This window comes from Corynebacterium sp. LaCa_23, assembly GCF_058182375.1.
This window is the reverse complement of the sequence record NZ_CP190825.1, coordinates 1847601-1864727: the sequence shown is the minus strand read 5'-3', so window position 1 is coordinate 1864727 and position 17127 is coordinate 1847601. Positions and strand designations below refer to the sequence as shown.

Here is a 17127-nt window from a genome sequence, read left to right as displayed (position 1 = left end):
TTTACTCCCCACCGCCTATAAGGTGGCGGGGACATCGACTGGGAGGCTCCACTGAAGGTACCTTTCTATACGCGGGAAGTTGGCAATATACTACATGTTTAACACCCATTTCGGCCATTTTGTTCCCCGCCTATTAGGGTTTGATTCATGACTGAACCATTCGGGCTGTATATCCACGTTCCTTTTTGCGCCACCCGCTGCGGGTATTGCGATTTCAATACCTATACCCCCGGCGAGTTGGGCAGCCCGCGCGATCTCACCGGCCCTTACCTCGATGCCTTGGACAAGGAGCTGGAGATGGCGGCCAACCGCGTGGGGCGCACCGCGGATACGGTCTTCATCGGCGGCGGCACGCCCTCGCTCCTGGGGGGTCAGGGCCTGAGCCGCATTCTGGATACGGTGCGCTCTACCTTTGGGCTTAGCCCAGGCGCCGAGGTCACCACCGAGTCCAACCCGGAGTCCACCTCGCCGGAGTACTTTGCCGCGCTTGCCGATGCCGGCTTTAACCGCATCAGCCTCGGCATGCAGTCCGCCTCGCACAGCGTGCTCCAGGTGCTCGAGCGCGCCCACACCCCGGGACGCGCTTTCGCCGCCGCGCGCGAGGCCCGTGCGGCCGGCTTCCAGCACGTCAACCTCGACATGATTTACGGCACGCCCACCGAAACCGACGATAACGTCCGCGAGACCTTGGACCGCGTGCTCGAAACAGGCGTCGACCACGTCAGCGCGTACTCGCTCATCGTAGAAGACGGCACGCGCATGGCCCGCAAGGTGAACAAGGGATTGCTGCCCGCCCCGGATGAAGACGTGCTGGCCCGGCGCTATGAAATGATTTCTTCCACCCTCGAAGACGCCGGCTTCGAGTGGTACGAGGTCTCCAATTGGTCGCTGCCCGGCGGAGAATGCGAGCACAACCGCATCTACTGGGTGGACGGCAACTGGTGGGGAGCAGGACCCGGTGCGCACTCCCACTTAGGTGACGAGCGGTTCTTCAACGTCAAGCACCCCAACCGCTATATCCAAACGCTAGGAAACGGTGAGCTGCCCATTAAAGATAGCGAAACTCTGACAGGCGCTGAGCGGCATATGGAAAAGGTGATGTTGGGCCTGCGCCTGCGCGAGGGTATCCCAGAAGCCTGGCTCGGTTCCCACGCCGCCCCGGCGCTGGAGGGCTTCATCGACCGCGGGCTGCTCGAGCGCGCCGGCCAGCGCGTGCGCGTGACCAAACCTGGGCGCTTGCTTGCAGATGGTATCGTCTCCGACCTGCTCATCGCCGAAGAGTCCTAGCCGCCGTCAGAAATTCCTTATATATCCCTCTGAACCAGCAAAACCCTTTATTCGGGCTTATTCTTGTTAGACTTTTAAGATTGGCACTGGATTTACGCTGTATTTATAGAGAGACGCCGGCACATCGACGGAAACTAACCCGCAGAGAATAGGAGCGCTGAGAAGTGTCCACCTCAACTGATGCCCGCCGCAAGGAGGTCCTGCGGGCCATCGTTGCGGATTACATTGCCTCCCAGGAACCCGTGGGTTCCAAAACGCTGGTAGAGCGCTACCGGCTGGGCGTTTCTTCTGCGACCATCCGCAATGACATGGCCGTGCTGGAATCGCAGGGGCTGATTTCGCAGCAGCATGCCAGTTCCGGGCGCGTTCCCACGCAGCAGGGCTACCGGCAGTTCGTTGATTCTCTGCACGAGGTCAAGCCGCTTTCTACCCCAGAGCGCAAAGCGATGCTGAACTTCCTGGAAGGCGGGGTAGACCTCGAAGATGTGCTGCGTCGCTCCGTGCAGCTTTTGGCTCAGGTCACTGAGCAGGCGGCCGTGGTGCAGTTGCCCAATTTGAAGGTCTCGCGCGTTAAGCACTGCGAGGTGGTCACGCTATCTCCGGTGCGGGTGCTGCTGGTGTTGATTACGGATAATGGCCGCGTGGATCAGCGCAACGTGGAACTAGATGAGGTCATTGACCAAGACCAGACGTATCGCCTGCGGGACATCGTCAATAATGCACTGGTGGGCAAGACGCTTACTGATGCCTCCGTGGAGCTCGCCCACCTCGTCGATGACGCCCCGCTGGATATCCGCCACCACGTGCTCAAGGTGGCGACCACGCTCATTGAAACCTTGGTGGAACAGCCATCTGATCGCCTGATTATGGCGGGCACCACTAACCTCACCCGCGTCGCGCGCGAATTCCCGGAAGGCCTGCCTAAAATTATCGAGGCCTTGGAAGAACAGGTCGTCGTGTTGAAACTGCTGGCACGCGTGCCGGACCTGGGCAATGTATCCGTGGTGATTGGGGACGAAAACGAAGAGGATCAACTGCGCGATGCCTCCGTCGTTGCCGCCGGGTATGGTTTTGGAACTGGGGGACAGGCGGCTACGCTTGGCGGCCTTGGCGTGGTGGGGCCGACCTTTATGGACTATTCGGGAACAATCTCTAAGGTCTCTGCTGTTGCACAATACGTGAGTGAAATTTTGGCCGGCGAGTAGTGCGAGTAGACTAGCCGGTCGCTACATAAATTTTTGCAAGGTAATACCAACAAGACGATCGAGTAAGGAATATCTCTAACAGTGGCTCGTGACTATTACGGCATCCTCGGTGTTGATAAGGACGCAACGGACCAGGAAATTAAGAAGGCGTACCGCAAACTGGCCCGCAAGTATCACCCGGATGTGAACCCGGATGATGAGGCAGCGGCGGAGAAATTTCGCGAGGCCTCGGTTGCCCAAGAAGTTTTGCTGGATCCGCAAAAGCGCCAGATCGTCGATATGGGCGGCGATCCCATGGAGCAAGGCGGCGGTGGCGCTGGTGCCGGTGCCGGCGGATTTAGCGGCTTCGGCGGCGGTGGCTTGGGCGATATCTTCGCCGAGTTCTTCGGCGGTGGCGCCGGCGGCGGATCCCGCGGACCTAAGTCGCGCGTGCAGCCCGGCAACGATGCCCTCCTGCGTACCCGGATTACCCTGGAAGAGGCTTATACCGGCCTGAAGAAGAAGGTTACCGTTGATACCGCGGTGCTGTGTGACTCCTGCGGCGGCACCGGCTCGAACTCCAAGTCTAAGCCCGTCACCTGCGATAACTGCAACGGCATGGGTGAGATCCAGGAGATGCAGCGCAGCTTCTTGGGCAATGTGATGACCACCCGCCCGTGCCCGAAGTGCCAGGGCTTTGGCGAGATCATTGAGGATCCCTGCAACCAGTGCGCCGGCGACGGACGCGTGAAAAAGCGCCGCGATCTTACGGTGTCCATCCCCGCCGGCATCAACGATGGCATGCGCATCCGCATGGCCTCCCAGGGTGAGGTCGGCCACGGCGGTGGCCCTGCAGGTGACCTCTACGTGGAGGTGCACACCCAGGAACACGAGGTCTTCCAGCGCAATGCGGATGACCTGAACGTTACCGTGCACGTGCCGATGATCGATGCTGCCCTGGGCACCAATTTCACCATCGACCAGCTCAACGGCGAAGAGCTCACCATCGATATCGAGCCGGGCACCCAGCCGGGCGAGTCCATCAAGGTCGAAGGCGCGGGCATGCCACGCTTGCGCACCGATGGTTACGGCAGCCTGTTTGCCCACGTGGACGTGGTTGTTCCCAAGGATCTGGACCGCAAGAGCCGCGAGGCGCTGGAAAAGATCCGCAATACCCGCGATGAGGGCGCCCGCGTGCGCACCGCCAGCGACGGGCAGGAAGACTCCTTCTTTACCCGCCTGCGCGATAAGTTCCGCCGCTAATGTCGCTGCCCGTCTTCATCCACCCGGATCTCTCCGCCGCCCAGGCCGGAGACGCCATCACGCTGTCTGGGCCTGAGGCGCGCCACGCCGTGACGGTCAAGCGGATGCAGCAGGGGGAGAAGCTGGCGCTTATCGATGGCACCGGAATCCGCCTTACCCTCACCGTCACCGAGACCTCGGGCAAGGACCACTTGACCGGCACCGTCGAGTCCGTTACCCAGCTTCCGGAACCGAATCCGCGGGTAACCGTGGTGCAGGCGATCCCCAAATCCGAGCGCGCCGAGCTAGCCGTTGACCTGGCTACACAGGCCGGGGCGGATGAGATCATCGCCTGGCAGGCGGATCGCTGCGTGGCCAAGTGGGACGGGAAGAAGGCGCCGAAGGCCATAACCAAATGGCAGGCCGCAGCCGAAGCGGCCGCAAAGCAATCCCGACGAGACCGCATCCCGCAGGTGCGCGGCCCGCTGACCACCCGCCAATTGGTTGCGGAACTGGCAGAGCGCGCAGAATCGGCGAGCGTATTAGTCCTGCACGAGGAAGCCACCGAATCCATCCGGGAGGTGGGCTTGCACGGCGAGGTCTTCCTCTTGGTCGGCCCCGAGGGCGGCATCGGGGAAGAAGAGCTGACAACACTGCGCGAGGCCGGGGCCGTTCCTATCAAATTGGGCCCGGAGGTTTTGCGCACCGCCAGCGCGGCGATGGTGGCCTTGGCGGCTATCGGCATGCGGACTGAGCGCTGGTAGCCTATTAGACGTGCCTATCATCACCAAGAAATGTGAGATCGATTCCGCGTATGTCAGCAGCGTTTTGGGCAGCGCGGACGATAACCTCCGCGTGCTCAATGACCGCCTCGATGCGGATCTTTTTGCCCGCGGCAATATTGTCACCGTCACCGGCCCCGATTACGAGGTAGCCCGCGCCGCGAAGATCCTCGATGAGCTCGAGGCCATCGCCAGGCGCGGCCATGCCGTATCTACCGATACGGTCAAGCACACCATGGACATGGTGGCCGTAGAGGCGCCGCAGTCGGTGGCAGCGGCGATGGCGGCGGACATCGTCAAGCGCCGCGGCAAGTCCATCCGCCCCAAGACCGTGGGGCAATCCGAATACGTGCAGGCCATCGACAATAATACGGTGGTCTTTGGCATTGGCCCGGCCGGTTCTGGCAAGACCTACCTGGCGGTGGCGAAGGCCGTGCAGGCGCTGCAAAATAAGCAGGTCTCGCGCATTATTCTTACCCGTCCGGCGGTTGAGGCGGGCGAAAACCTGGGCTTTTTGCCAGGCACGCTCAATGACAAGATCGACCCGTACCTGCGCCCGCTTTATGACGCCCTGCGGGACATGCTCGATCCGGAGATGATTCCCAAGCTCATGGATGCCGGCATCATCGAGGTCGCCCCGCTGGCGTATATGCGCGGGCGCACGCTCAATGATGCTTTTGTCATCCTCGATGAGGCACAAAACACTACACCGGCGCAGATGAAGATGTTTTTGACCCGCCTGGGCTTTGGCTCCACCATCGTGGTCACCGGCGATATCTCTCAGGTGGACCTGCCGCGCGGGCAGGTATCCGGCCTGCGCATCGTGCGGCGGATTCTCAATAACGTGGACGATATCCACTTTGCGGATCTCAGCGCCCAGGACGTGGTGCGCCACCAGCTGGTGGGCCGCATCGTGGATGCTTATGATTCCTTTGATAATAAAAACGCCGCGGAAAACGAGGGGGAATAAGTGAGTATCGAATTTCTCAATGAGTCGGGTTTTGATGGCGTCAACGAGGAGATGCTTATCGATGTCGCCTCTTATACCTTCGGCGCCATGGACATCAATCCCGCTGCGGAATGCACCATTACCTGCGTGGACCTGAAATCCATCGAGGATCTGCACATCCGCTGGATGGATCTAGAGGGCCCTACCGATGTGATGAGTTTTCCCATGGATGAACTTACCCCCGGCGCCACTTCTGGTGGTGGGCGCCCCGATGCCGCCGATCCGGGCCCTGCCATGCTTGGCGATATCGTATTGTGCCCCGAGTTTGCCCTGCGCCAGGCCGATGCCGCCGGGCATTCGCTCGGGCACGAGCTCGCGCTGTTGACGGTGCACGGTTGCCTGCACTTGCTGGGCTACGATCACGCCACCGCGGCGGAGGAAAAGGAAATGTTTGCCCGGCAGAATGAGCTGCTGGCGGATTGGTACGATGACCTCGCTGCTCGCGGGAAGAGCTACCAGCCAAAGCCATCGGGCCCGAAGGCCTTTCCGGATGCTGCCGAGCGCGCACGCCTTGATGAGCAGGTGCCTGGTGGCGGAATTCCTGCCATCGGGGAACCACGCGACGAGGAACCCCAAGAATAATTTCGCCCATTCCTTTGTCTCTGTGCACAGTCAGTAGCACAATGGATAGCTATGACTATCCTTTCCATCCAGTCTCATGTCACCTACGGCCATGTGGGAAATTCCGCGGCCGTCTTTCCCCTCCAGCGCGCCGGCCACGAGGTGTGGCCCGTGCACACGGTGAATTTTTCCAACCACACCGGATACGGTGACTGGGGCGGGCCGATGATTCCGGCCAGTGATGTCACGTCGATCATCGATGGCATCGAAAAGCGCGGTGCTTTTGAAGGCATCGACGCCATCCTTTCCGGATACCAGGGTGGTGCCGACATTGCCGATGCCATCGTGGACACCGTCCGCCGCATAAAGGCCGTCAACCCCAAGGCTCTCTACGCCTGCGACCCCGTGATGGGTAATGCGAAGTCGGGCTGCTTCGTTTCCGATGACATTCCGCCGCTTCTGCGCGACCGCGTGGTGCCGGTTGCCGATATCATCACTCCTAACCAATTTGAGCTGGGCTATCTGACCGATACCGAGGTCAGCACCTTGGACCAGACCTTGGCGGCGGTGAAGAAGGCGCAGGAAATGGGCCCCAAGACCGTGCTGGTTACTTCCGTAAAGCGCCCGGAAACCCCTGCGGATCAGATCGAGATGCTCGCCGTCGATGGTGAACGCGCTTTCTTGCTCTCGACCCCGCTGTTGCCGTTTAAGCGCAACGGTTCCGGTGACGTGACCGCCGCGCTGTTTACCGGCCACTACGTTGAAACCCATGACGTAAAAGAAGCGCTGCGCCGTACCGCGTCTTCCGTCTATGAGCTTCTGCGTTCGACGTATGAGGCGGAATCCACCGAGCTGCAGCTCATTCAGGCCCAGGACGCCTTCGCCCACCCGAGCATGCAATTCCAGGCAGAGGAGCTCTAAAGCTGCCCCCAGGGGGATGCGGTCTGTAATCCGAGACAAGCGCGTCGCTTTTCTAGTGGATACGTGATGTTCGCCATATAGAGTGATAGGTGTAACTTAATCGACGACGTGATTGGAGTCCCGTCTTGTCCAGCACCGGAAGCATCAGCGCATCCCCCGACGGCCTGTTGATGGCCCTTATCCAATACCCAGTTCCCGTAGTCAATACCCCAGAAGACGTTCAGGCAAACGTCGATGAAATCTGCCGCATGGTTGCCTCGACCAAGGCTGGCTACCCAGACCTGGATCTCATCGTCTTTCCGGAATACTACTCTTCGGGGTTGAATACCAAGATCTGGTCCTACGATGAATTCCTCATCGGGCTCGATGATCCCAAGGTGGACCAGTACAAGCAGGCTTGTAAGGATAACGACCTCTGGGGCGTATTCTCCATCATGGAACCCAACCATGAGGAAGGAAAGCCCCCGTTCAACACGGCGATTATCATCAACTCCGACGGCGAGATTGCGCTGCACTACCGCAAGCTGCAGCCATGGACCCCCATCGAGCCGTGGTACCCAGGTGACTTGGGCATGCCGGTATGCGATGGCCCCAAGGGCTCCAAGCTTGCAGTCAATATCTGCCACGATGGCATGTTCCCCGAGCTCGCCCGCGAAGCAGCGTATAAGGGAGCCAATGTTTATATCCGTATCTCGGGCTATTCCACCCAGACCCAAGACCAGTGGGTGATGACCAACAAGACCAACGCCTTCCAGAACCTCATGTACACGGCATCGGTGAACTTGGCGGGCTATGACCAAGTCTTCTACTACTTCGGTGAAGGCAATGTTTGCAACTACGACGGCCACATGATTTCTGAGGGTCACCGCAACCCGGGCGAAATCGTCACTGCAGAGGTATTCCCAGCGCTGGCTGATAAGGCGCGCATCAACTGGGGCCTCGAAAACAACATCTTCAACCTGGGCAATCGCGGCTACGTTGGCTACCCAGGCGGAAAGACCGAAAACTACCTCACCTGGGTAGAAGATCTGGCCAAGGGCGAGTACAAACTACCGTGGTCCGATGATGTCCGCATCAAGGACGGCTGGAAGTACTACCCGGACGGACCGCAGATAGGCCCGCTTCCGGATGAATTCAAGAAATAGGCGCCTGGCTAAATCTCTTAGCTATTGAAGGCCCCGCCCCTCGTACATTTTGAGGGAGCGGGGCCTTCGGGCTGTTGTTGAACCGATCGAAAGCGCAAAAGGTCAACGTCTTCGGGTATATCTGAACGCGATTTGCAATATCTCAGGCGCGAATTTGCTCAGTTGTTGCAGTGGACCTATAGCATCTGCGAAAAGGTAGGCGGGATACAGCTTCGAGGCACCGCTCTAGAGTCCTTCTCCTTGTGCCTGCGAGGGTGTCTCTGCAAAAGAACCTTCGTCATAGAATTCTGGTGAGGCTCCACCCTGCGGTGGTCCCGAATATGGAGCGCCGCCATTGCAGAGTTCGGACCACTCGTCTGGATAAAGCAAGTGCCCATTAATACCACCGCATACCGCTTCCGCGCGCACGGAACGCTGGAGTGCAGGGGTATTGCACAGTTCGGTTTGGTGCGAAGAGCCATCAGAAAATCTCCCGACTGCGCCAAGGCCCATTTCGCAGTACAGCAGCTCTGGCTCAGGGGTGGCTGCCTGCGGTTGTGTGCCTAACTCTTCAGTTGTTACTTGAGTTTCTGGTTCTGCTGGGGTTTCGGAGGTGGGCTCTTGCGTGGTGGCTTGTGCAACGCTGCTCGAAGAGGAGGCACTGGGTGAGCTGGATGATGAACTAGTAGAAGTACTGGTGGATTCCTCTTCGGAAGGCGAAGGGTCAGCATAAGGGGATGAACAGGCACTAATGGAAAAGGTGAGAAGAGCGCCCAGGAGCAGTAGGGGAGACTTGGTTGGCATGGCGGAGTGCCTTTCAGAAAGCGGTGAGAGATATACCTTGGAGGAGAGAACTGTCTTAGCTTAGCCTGCAGATTTGTTGTGGCGTGAAACAATCGGAGATTTTGGTGCGGTGGGCTATCATTGCAGGTAATGAGTTCTGATATTGATGCACAGTTTGATGCGGCATTCGAGGGCCTGCCAGATGGCCCCGATGATGCTGCTCCGGAAGTCGCCGGGGAGAAGGCCGCTCCGCTAGATTATTCGCAATACACGGATACCCCAGAAGGATTCCGCTCTGGATTCGTTTCCTTTGTGGGCCGCCCGAATACGGGTAAATCCACGCTGACTAATGCGCTGGTAGGTCAAAAGATTGCCATTACCGCGGACCAGCCTGAAACGACTCGCCACACCATCCGCGGTTTGGTTCACCGCGAGGATGCACAGGTGGTCGTGGTGGATACGCCGGGTCTGCACCGCCCCCGCACCTTGTTGGGCGAGCGGCTGAATGAAGTGGTCAAAGAAACGTATGCGGATGTGGATGTCATCGGCTTGACCATTCCAGCGGATGAAAAGATCGGCCCGGGTGACCGGTGGATCTTGGACAATGTGCGCTCGATTGCACCGAAGACCCCCATCATCGGCATCGTGACTAAGCTGGATAAAGCCTCCAAGGACCAGGTAGGCGCGCAGCTTCTGGCCTTGCACGAGCTATTGTCGCAAGAGGATCCGGAGGCTGTGGTGATTCCGGTTTCTAGTAAAAAGGGCGTGCAGCTGGATGACTTGGTGCAGGTCATCGTGGATCACTTGCCGGAGGGCCCGAAGTTCTATCCGGATGATCACATCACTGATGAGGGGCAAGAAAAGCGCATTGAAGAACTCATCCGTGAGGCCGCGCTATCTGGCTTGAAGGCGGAGCTGCCGCACTCAGTTGCGGTGCAAATCGATGAAATGCTGCCCTCGCGCACGCGTGAGGGAGTGCTGGATATTCACGCCATCATGTACTTGGAGCGTCAAGGGCAAAAGCGCATCATCGAGGGTAAAGATGGCCTGCGTTTCCGCCGCATCGTGGGCAATGCCCGCAAGGAAATCATGGAGCTACTGGGCCAGAACGTGTACCTGGACCTGCGCATCAAGGTGCTGAAGAACTGGCAATCGGATGCCAAGTCGTTGGGCAGGCTCGGGTTCTAAAAGGCCATGCGCGAAAATTACCGCGACCGCGCCGTGGTCATTCGCTCCTATGATTTTGGGGAAGCCGACCGCGTAATCGTACTTCTCACCCAAAACCATGGGTTGGTGCGTGCGGTGGCCAAGGGCGTGCGCCGAGCAAAATCCCGCTTTGGTTCGCGGCTGCAGCTCTTCGTCAATTTGGACGTCCAGCTGTATGTGGGGAAGAACCTGGCCACGATTTCCCAAGCGGATACGGTGAATTATTTTGGTGCGCGTCTCATCGAAGACTACGAACGCTATACGGCCGCGTGCGCGGTCTTGGAGTCGGCCGAGCGGCTCATCTACGCGGATGGCGACGGCGACCCGTATCTCTACAACGCGGTGGTGGCGACGCTAGAGCATCTGCAAACCGAGGAGCCGACGCAAACGCTCGATGCGTTCTTATTGCAGGCCATGGCGCATGCCGGGTGGGCACCGAGCCTTTTTGATTGCGCCCAGTGCCAGCGCCCCGGCCCGCACCACGCCTTTCACCCGGCCGTCGGCGGCGCCGCCTGCCACGAATGCCGGCCACCAGGTGCTGCAGAGGTGGATCCGGAAACCCTGCACCACTTGTGGCTTTTGGCACATGGCTACCCGACGGACCCGACGAATGCGCAGCGGCAGGAGGGGCATCGGCTAGCGCGGGCGCACCTGCAGTGGCACATGGAGCGAAATGTGTCCGCATTACAGGTGATGGAACAGTAAACTGTAGTCCGTGATTACCCCAGATCCTTCTCGTCGCCTGACCCCGCCGAATATCCCGGATGAGCTGCTGCCGCGCCATATTGCGTTGGTGATGGATGGCAATGGCCGCTGGGCCCAGGAAAAGGGCATGAAACGCACGGAAGGCCACCGCAGGGGAGAGGCGGTGCTTCTCGATGTCGTCGATGCCTGCCTCGCCGCCGGTGTCCCATACCTTTCGGCCTATGCGTTTTCTACGGAAAACTGGAGGCGCAGCCCAGAAGAGGTGCGTTTTTTGATGGGCTTTAACCGCGATGTGCTGCGCCGGCAGCGAGAGTGGCTCAATGAGCGCGGCGTGCGCGTGGTGTGGGTGGGAAGGCGCCCGCGCCTGTGGCGTTCGGTGATTAAAGAGCTCGAGGCCGCCGAAGAATTGACCAAAAATAATACGAAAATGACGCTGGCCATGTGCGTCAATTACGGCGGCCGGGCGGAAATGGTCGATGGCGTGCGCCAGATTGCGGAAAAGGTCGCTGCTGGTGAAATCCGCCCGCGCGATATTAGAGAAAGCACCATCGCAGAGAATCTCTATGATCCCGGCATGCCGGATGTGGATCTATTCTTGCGGCCTTCCGGTGAGAAGCGCACTTCGAACTTCCTGCTGTGGCAATCTGCCTACGCCGAGATGATTTATCAGGACAAGCTATTTCCTGATTTCACCCCGGAGGATCTCTTCGCTGCCATTGAGGAATATGCCCGCCGCGATCGCCGCTTCGGTGCTGTGAAGTAGGGAAATAGGGAGGTTAAAACAGTGCGCATGATTACTGCGCGGCGGCGCACTGCGAGCAGACGCCGAAAATCTCCGCGTCGTGGCCTGTAAGTTCGAAGTTGTACTCGGCGGCTACGGCCGAAGCCCACTTTTCAATGGGGCCACCATCGATTTCTTCGGTGCGGCCGCATTTGGTGCATACCAAGTGGTGGTGGTGCGCGTCGGTTTCGCAATGGCGGTACAAGGTCTCGCCATTGGGCATGTGTAGTGCGTCTACGGCATCAATATCGGAAAGAGACTGTAGGGTGCGGTAGACGGTGGTGAGGCCGACCTTTTCTTGCCGCTCTTGGAGCTGGTGATAAATTTCCTTGGCGGAGGCGAACTTGTCGATGTCCCGCAGGACCTCGACCACCGCGGTGCGCTGTTTAGTATTGCGCGAGCCGAGCTTGGGGATACTCTCATGAATGGACATGCCATCCATATTATCAACTCTTTTTCAACAAGCGCTATAATAAATCGTCTTTATATGCAGACTAGTGATTAAGAGGCGATTTTCGCGGCGTCTTCCAAAAGGGTTAACACCTCCGGTGCTACCAGAGAGTAGGTCACCTCGCGCCCATTGCGCTCGGAGCTGACAATCCCTGCCTGCTTAAGCACCCGCAGGTGCTGGCTAATCAGTGGCTGGGACTTGCCGGTGGCTTTTACCAGCTCGTGCACGTAATGGTCGCGCTCCGCTAGGCGGGTAATAATGGAAATGCGCAGCGGGGAATCGAGGGCCGCGATAACGCTTGCGGCCGCAGAGTTATTAAATGCTAATTGAACGGTCGTCATAGGGAGTGGGCACCTTCAATACGGTATCTATTATCTGTCGACCATTACTATATTACCTCAAGTTGGTCATTACCTGTACATTAACCGAATTAAATTTGCACCCCCTGATCTCACTACTGATGGGGGATAAGGGTTAAACTGAATGAGATTGTCACGACTGTCCCCTACCAGAGGAGTCCTTTACAACCATGGCATCCCTTATCGATACCGTTGTTAATCTGTGTAAACGCCGCGGCTTGGTCTACCAGGCGGGTGAGATTTACGGCGGTTCCCGCTCCGCATGGGACTATGGTCCTCTTGGTGTGGAGTTGAAGGAAAACATCAAGCGCCAGTGGTGGCGCCACATGGTCCAATCCCGCCCCGACGTCGTGGGCGTGGACACCTCCGTCATCCAGCCGCGCCAGGTGTGGGTCTCCTCCGGCCACGTGGAGGTCTTTACTGATCCGCTCGTGGAATCCCGCCACACCGGTAAGCGCTACCGCGCCGACCACCTGATCGAGGCCTACGAGGAAAAGCACGGCCACGAGCCAGAAAACGGCCTGGCGGATATCAATGACCCGGAAACCGGCCAGCCAGGTGACTGGACCGAGCCGAAGGCCTTTTCTGGCCTGCTGAAGACCTTCCTGGGGCCAGTCGATGACGAGCAAGGTCTGCACTACCTGCGCCCGGAGACCGCACAGGGCATCTTCATCAACTTCAAGAACGTGATGACCTCCTCGCGCATGAAGCCGCCATTCGGCATTGCCAATATTGGTAAGTCCTTCCGCAACGAGATCACCCCGGGTAACTTCATCTTCCGCACCCGCGAGTTCGAGCAGATGGAGATGGAGTTCTTCGTCAAGCCAGGCGAGGACGAAGAGTGGCACCAGTACTGGATCGATGACCGCTACAAGTGGTACACCGACCTGGGCATCAAGGAAGAAAACCTGCGCCTGTACGAGCACCCCAAGGAAAAACTCTCGCACTACTCCAAGCGCACCGTGGACGTGGAGTACGCCTTCGGCTTCAAGGGCTCCAAGTGGGGCGAGCTGGAAGGTGTAGCCAACCGCACCGACTACGATCTGTCCGTCCACGACAAGGGCTCTGGCGAGGACCTGTCCTACTATGACCAGGCCAATGACGAGCGCTGGATTCCGTACGTCATCGAGCCGGCCGCCGGCCTGGGCCGTTCCATGATGGCCTTCCTGGTAGATGCCTACGACGAGGAAGAGGCCCCGAATGCTAAGGGCGGCACCGATAAGCGCGTGGTCCTGCGCTTGGACCGCCGCTTGGCCCCCATCAAGGTCGCTGTCCTGCCGTTGTCCAAGAAGGAGGAGCTCTCCACCCCGGCTCGCGAACTCGCGGATAAGCTGCGCGCTTACTGGAACGTGGACTTTGACGTTTCCGGCGCCATCGGCCGCCGCTACCGCCGCCAAGACGAGGTCGGTACGCCATTCTGCGTCACCTTCGACTTCGATTCCCTCGAGGATAACGCCGTGACCGTGCGCGAGCGCGACACCATGGAGCAAGAGCGCGTAAAGATTGAGGATCTTGAGTCTTACCTCGCCGCGCGCCTGATTGGATGCTAAGCAGATGCACTACACCAGCTGGGATCGCTCCGACCGCGAAAAGCCCGTCCTCCTCGTTGAGGAAGGGCCGGAGCGCCTAGGCGTCTTTGCGGAGCATTCCGCCGAGGTAGACGGCAACTTTTGGCGCGTCGAGGTCAGCGATCTGGGCGCTTCGGCCACGCTTGACGATGGCTCCGTCTACCGCCTCGCCGGCCGCCTCGGCCGCGATAAGCGCCTGGAGGCATCGCTCAATGGCCGCACCTTTCATTACGTCAATGAAAATAGCGGCGATTGGATCATCGATGACGTCGATGACAACAAGGTGGCACAGTTTTCCGCCAAGAATTCTGGCGTGCGCAAGGCCATCTTGGAATTCGAAGACGATGCGAAAGGCTTAAGCACCGCCGAGATCGCCGTTCTGAGCTGGTTTACCCGCGCGATTTTGGAAAAGAACACCAAAAACTCCGCGTGGGTATGGATCATCACGCTGGTATTGGCCTCCATCGTCGCCCTGCTGGCGGTGTTCATCTTCTAATGGCGGGAACGATGCCGTGGCAGTGGACAGGTACTACTCTGCGTGACGTACGCGGTACCGACATCGCCTGGGTGCGAGACGGGGTACTGACCATTGCCGGCGCGCTCTCTGGGGATCCCGCACAGCCGGATGTGCTTTTTGATGTGGAGACGTCGCTAGACGGTGCGACCGCCTCCCCGCGTTTCTTCCTGCGGGCTAGGCCGCGTGCCAGCCGCAGGGCGGGCTCCGAGGCAGCGAAGCAGTGTGAAGTTTCGCAGGCGGGTTTGACCGTCACGCGCCTGCGCGCGACCTGCGGAGATGCACACTACCTTTTGGAGCGCTCCGCCATCTTTGGCAAGCAGCGCCGCATACTGGCCCTCGACAGCCAAGATGGCAGCGCGGAGGGCACCGAAGTTGCGCGCCTTAACCCGCGGGGCAATGGCCTAGAAGTAGCGGCCTCTGATAACAATGGCCTTCCAGACCTAGATGCGGTGGTGCTGAGCTATAGTTGCCTGCTTGTCGATGCCACACCGCGCATCGTGCGCGGCTAAGCACTCATCAAGCAGGCCTTCTAAGCCGGCGGCCTAGAAGGAGCCGCTCTAGAACGAGCCGCCGCGGAAACCGCCTCCGCCACCGCCGCCGGAGAATCCTCCGCCGCCGCCACCGAAGTTGCCGCCGCCTCCGCTGAAACCGCCGCCGAAGCCGCGGCCACCGCCGCCCAAGATTTGGCCTAGGACCATACCGGTGATGATATTGCCGGCCGTGGAACTCGTCTGCTGGCGTTGTTGCTGGCGGCGGTACTCATCGGAATCATCCTTGGCCCGCTGCAGGGCGGTCTGTGCTGCGGCAACGGCTTCGCGGGAGGATTGCAGCGCACCGCGGATATCGCTGCGCTGGGTATGCAGAGCTTGGGCGTGGAGACGCTTGGCATCGGCAAGCGCGGTGCGGGCGCCGGAACCAACGATGCGCCCGCGCGAGGAAATGAGATCCTCGGCGGCCTGAATATTGGATTCTGTCACCGACATTTGCTGGTGGAAAAGCTCGAGCTGGCGCGCGTGGGTGGAGGTCTTTTCCCGCACGCGGTCGAGGCGTTCATCGAGCTCGGTATCGATGCTCATAAGGGCGGTGTGCTGGCCCAAGGGATCCGTATCCCCCTGTTGCTTGGCGTCAGTGACAGTGGCAGAAGCGCGCTCAAGCAGCTCCTCGAGGGCATCCCAATCCGCCTGGGTGCCCTGGGATTTGCCCTGGCGCTCCAGCTCTCGGGCTTCCTCGATTTCGCCCTCGACCTCGGTAATGAGCGCGCCCAGATTGCGGCGCGCGGAGGAAATATTCTCCTCGGCGTGCTCCACACCGGTCAGGAGCCTATCGGTAACCTCCGTGGCATGCTCGATATCGCGGATAAGGCCCACGAGTGAACCCTGCTTCCCAGCCGGCTGGCCCTGCACCTCGCGGGCTTGGTCCAGGAGCTTTTCCGCCTCATCGAGGGAAGCGCTGGCCAATTCTGGGTTATCCGCAATGGAGGATAGAACCTCTGCGGAATAGTCCTCTTGAAGCTTTGTGAGGGTACCTTCGGCGCCCGGCAGGCGAGTGCGCAGTCCGACGGTGCGCTGTGTGAGCTCGTCCAACTTGGAGTCACTCTGCAGCAGCAGGTCGCGCATCTGGGCGAACTCTTCTGCCTGGCTATCCAAAGCGTCATCGGCCTGGCCGCAGGTAGAGACGATTTCTACCAGCATCTGCCGGCGCTCGGCCTGGGATTCCGGCACCGCATCATCGAGGCGCTGGCGAATCTTGAAGGCCTTTTGCAGGGTAGAGGTGGAGTGATTCATCGCCTTGGTAAACGGGCGGGTGCGCTCCGGCCCGAATTCAGACAGGGCGATATTGAGCTCTTCCTTGCCGCGGCGGATGGATTCATCCGTGGAGACCAATTCTTCCTGGGCCAACTTATCCAGGGTATCTAGCGGCAGCCGGTTTAATTGATCGGTATCTTCTGGCGCAATCTCGCGGGCGGACTCTAAGGTCTTTGCCTGATTCTTCTTTGTATTGCGGCGCGAGTAGTACCAGATGCCACCGCCTGCAGCGATGATGGCGGCGGCGCCACCGCCCAACCAGGCTATGCCAGAGGAATCGGAGGAGCTGGAGTTACCAAGGGCGGCATCGGCAAGCGCGATCGCAGAAGCGCCGTATTCCTCGGCGGATAGCTTGCTGTAGGCTGCATCGTGCATCTGATCCAGGCGGCCTTCGGGCCATTGATCGCCGGTCTGCACGCCCACCTGGCGCTCATTGACGCCAACGACATAGGCCGCAGAATTCGGGCCTTTCTCGTTGACGATGCTGCGCGCATAGCTTTCTGGATCAGTGCCAAGATCGTTTGCGAAGACAACGAAGATGATGAGCGACTGGTCTTTTTGCAGCTGGGTGATCTTCTCATTGATCTCCCTAATTTCCTCGGTGCTTAAGACCCCTGCCTCATCGTTTACCCTATCCGTCACCGCCGCCGTATCCGGGGCTTGGGCGATGGTAGTGGTCTCCGCGGCTAGGGCCTGGCCTGCGCCAATGGAGGTGCAGCCGAGCAAAAATGCCGCGATGGTAGCGCGGCCGATTCGTGCACTAAGATTCATGCCCACAACTCTACCTGCCCGAACGCCCAATCCGGAGAACCTCCTCTGCAGGCAGTAGGGTGGGAAGCATT

Annotated in this window: 17 protein-coding genes; 14 read left to right on the top strand and 3 right to left on the bottom strand. The window is 59.4% G+C overall.

The annotated features are described in order from the left end of the window. Positions 1-147 precede the first annotated feature (147 nt). The 11 genes from hemW to ACP8IT_RS08850 all read left to right on the top strand — a co-directional run bounded on the left by hemW (position 148) and on the right by ACP8IT_RS08850 (position 11567). Positions 148-1287: a radical SAM family heme chaperone HemW gene (hemW, locus tag ACP8IT_RS08900; protein WP_284830748.1), complete on the top strand. Its 1140-nt coding sequence runs from the start codon at positions 148-150 to the stop codon at positions 1285-1287. Between the two features lie 164 nt (positions 1288-1451). Further along, complete coding sequence (gene hrcA, locus ACP8IT_RS08895; protein WP_490289939.1) at positions 1452-2492, top strand: heat-inducible transcriptional repressor HrcA; 1041 nt, start codon at positions 1452-1454, stop codon at positions 2490-2492. 81 nt (positions 2493-2573) lie between these two features. Beyond that, the gene (dnaJ, locus tag ACP8IT_RS08890) at positions 2574-3734 is read left to right on the top strand and encodes a molecular chaperone DnaJ (protein ID WP_023023431.1); all 1161 of its coding nucleotides are present in this window, start codon (positions 2574-2576) and stop codon (positions 3732-3734) included. Further along, the gene (locus ACP8IT_RS08885; RefSeq protein ID WP_474899535.1) at positions 3734-4477 is read left to right on the top strand and encodes a 16S rRNA (uracil(1498)-N(3))-methyltransferase; all 744 of its coding nucleotides are present in this window, start codon (positions 3734-3736) and stop codon (positions 4475-4477) included. Before dnaJ ends, ACP8IT_RS08885 begins: the two co-directional genes overlap by 1 nt. A 10-nt stretch (positions 4478-4487) precedes the next feature. Next, a complete protein-coding gene (locus tag ACP8IT_RS08880) occupies positions 4488-5465 on the top strand; it encodes a PhoH family protein (RefSeq protein WP_005278096.1) in 978 nt (325 codons plus the stop codon). Then, positions 5466-6086, top strand: coding sequence for an rRNA maturation RNase YbeY (gene ybeY, locus ACP8IT_RS08875; protein WP_005278097.1), 621 nt, complete (start codon positions 5466-5468; stop codon positions 6084-6086). Positions 6087-6137: 51 nt separating this feature from the next. Next, entirely contained in the window at positions 6138-6986 is an 849-nt protein-coding gene (gene pdxY, locus ACP8IT_RS08870; RefSeq protein ID WP_474899538.1) for a pyridoxal kinase PdxY, read from the top strand. Between the two features lie 125 nt (positions 6987-7111). Beyond that, on the top strand, positions 7112-8131 hold the full coding sequence (locus ACP8IT_RS08865; RefSeq protein WP_490289938.1) for a formamidase: 1020 nt from the start codon (positions 7112-7114) through the stop codon (positions 8129-8131). Positions 8132-9043: 912 nt separating this feature from the next. Then, the gene (era, locus tag ACP8IT_RS08860; protein ID WP_005278100.1) at positions 9044-10081 is read left to right on the top strand and encodes a GTPase Era; all 1038 of its coding nucleotides are present in this window, start codon (positions 9044-9046) and stop codon (positions 10079-10081) included. 6 nt (positions 10082-10087) lie between these two features. After that, positions 10088-10804, top strand: a complete 717-nt coding sequence (gene recO, locus ACP8IT_RS08855) for a DNA repair protein RecO (protein ID WP_005278101.1) — start codon at positions 10088-10090, stop codon at positions 10802-10804. A gap of 10 nt (positions 10805-10814) precedes the next feature. Then, entirely contained in the window at positions 10815-11567 is a 753-nt protein-coding gene (locus ACP8IT_RS08850; protein ID WP_278722959.1) for an isoprenyl transferase, read from the top strand. Between the two features lie 31 nt (positions 11568-11598). On the opposite strand, the gene ACP8IT_RS08845 is transcribed toward ACP8IT_RS08850, so the two are convergent. Both ACP8IT_RS08845 and ACP8IT_RS08840 read right to left on the bottom strand, forming a co-directional pair. After that, a complete protein-coding gene (locus tag ACP8IT_RS08845; RefSeq protein ID WP_034658244.1) occupies positions 11599-12018 on the bottom strand; it encodes a Fur family transcriptional regulator in 420 nt (139 codons plus the stop codon). A 68-nt stretch (positions 12019-12086) separates the two neighbouring features. Then, positions 12087-12377, bottom strand: a complete 291-nt coding sequence (locus tag ACP8IT_RS08840) for an ArsR/SmtB family transcription factor (protein WP_005278104.1) — start codon at positions 12375-12377, stop codon at positions 12087-12089. 188 nt (positions 12378-12565) lie between these two features. On the opposite strand from ACP8IT_RS08840, the gene ACP8IT_RS08835 reads away from it, so the two are divergent. From ACP8IT_RS08835 to ACP8IT_RS08825, 3 genes are read left to right on the top strand one after another with little or no spacing between them, the layout of a single operon-like run. Beyond that, positions 12566-13945 carry a glycine--tRNA ligase gene (locus ACP8IT_RS08835; RefSeq protein WP_005278106.1) on the top strand — a complete coding sequence of 460 codons (1380 nt, stop codon included), beginning with the start codon at positions 12566-12568 and terminating at the stop codon, positions 13943-13945. A 4-nt stretch (positions 13946-13949) separates the two neighbouring features. Beyond that, positions 13950-14459: a hypothetical protein gene (locus tag ACP8IT_RS08830; RefSeq protein WP_490289937.1), complete on the top strand. Its 510-nt coding sequence runs from the start codon at positions 13950-13952 to the stop codon at positions 14457-14459. 11 nt (positions 14460-14470) lie between these two features. Next, positions 14471-14989, top strand: a complete 519-nt coding sequence (locus ACP8IT_RS08825) for a hypothetical protein (RefSeq protein ID WP_490289936.1) — start codon at positions 14471-14473, stop codon at positions 14987-14989. 48 nt (positions 14990-15037) lie between these two features. On the opposite strand, the gene ACP8IT_RS08820 is transcribed toward ACP8IT_RS08825, so the two are convergent. After that, positions 15038-17056: a TPM domain-containing protein gene (locus ACP8IT_RS08820; RefSeq protein ID WP_490289935.1), complete on the bottom strand. Its 2019-nt coding sequence runs from the start codon at positions 17054-17056 to the stop codon at positions 15038-15040. Positions 17057-17127 lie beyond the last annotated feature (71 nt).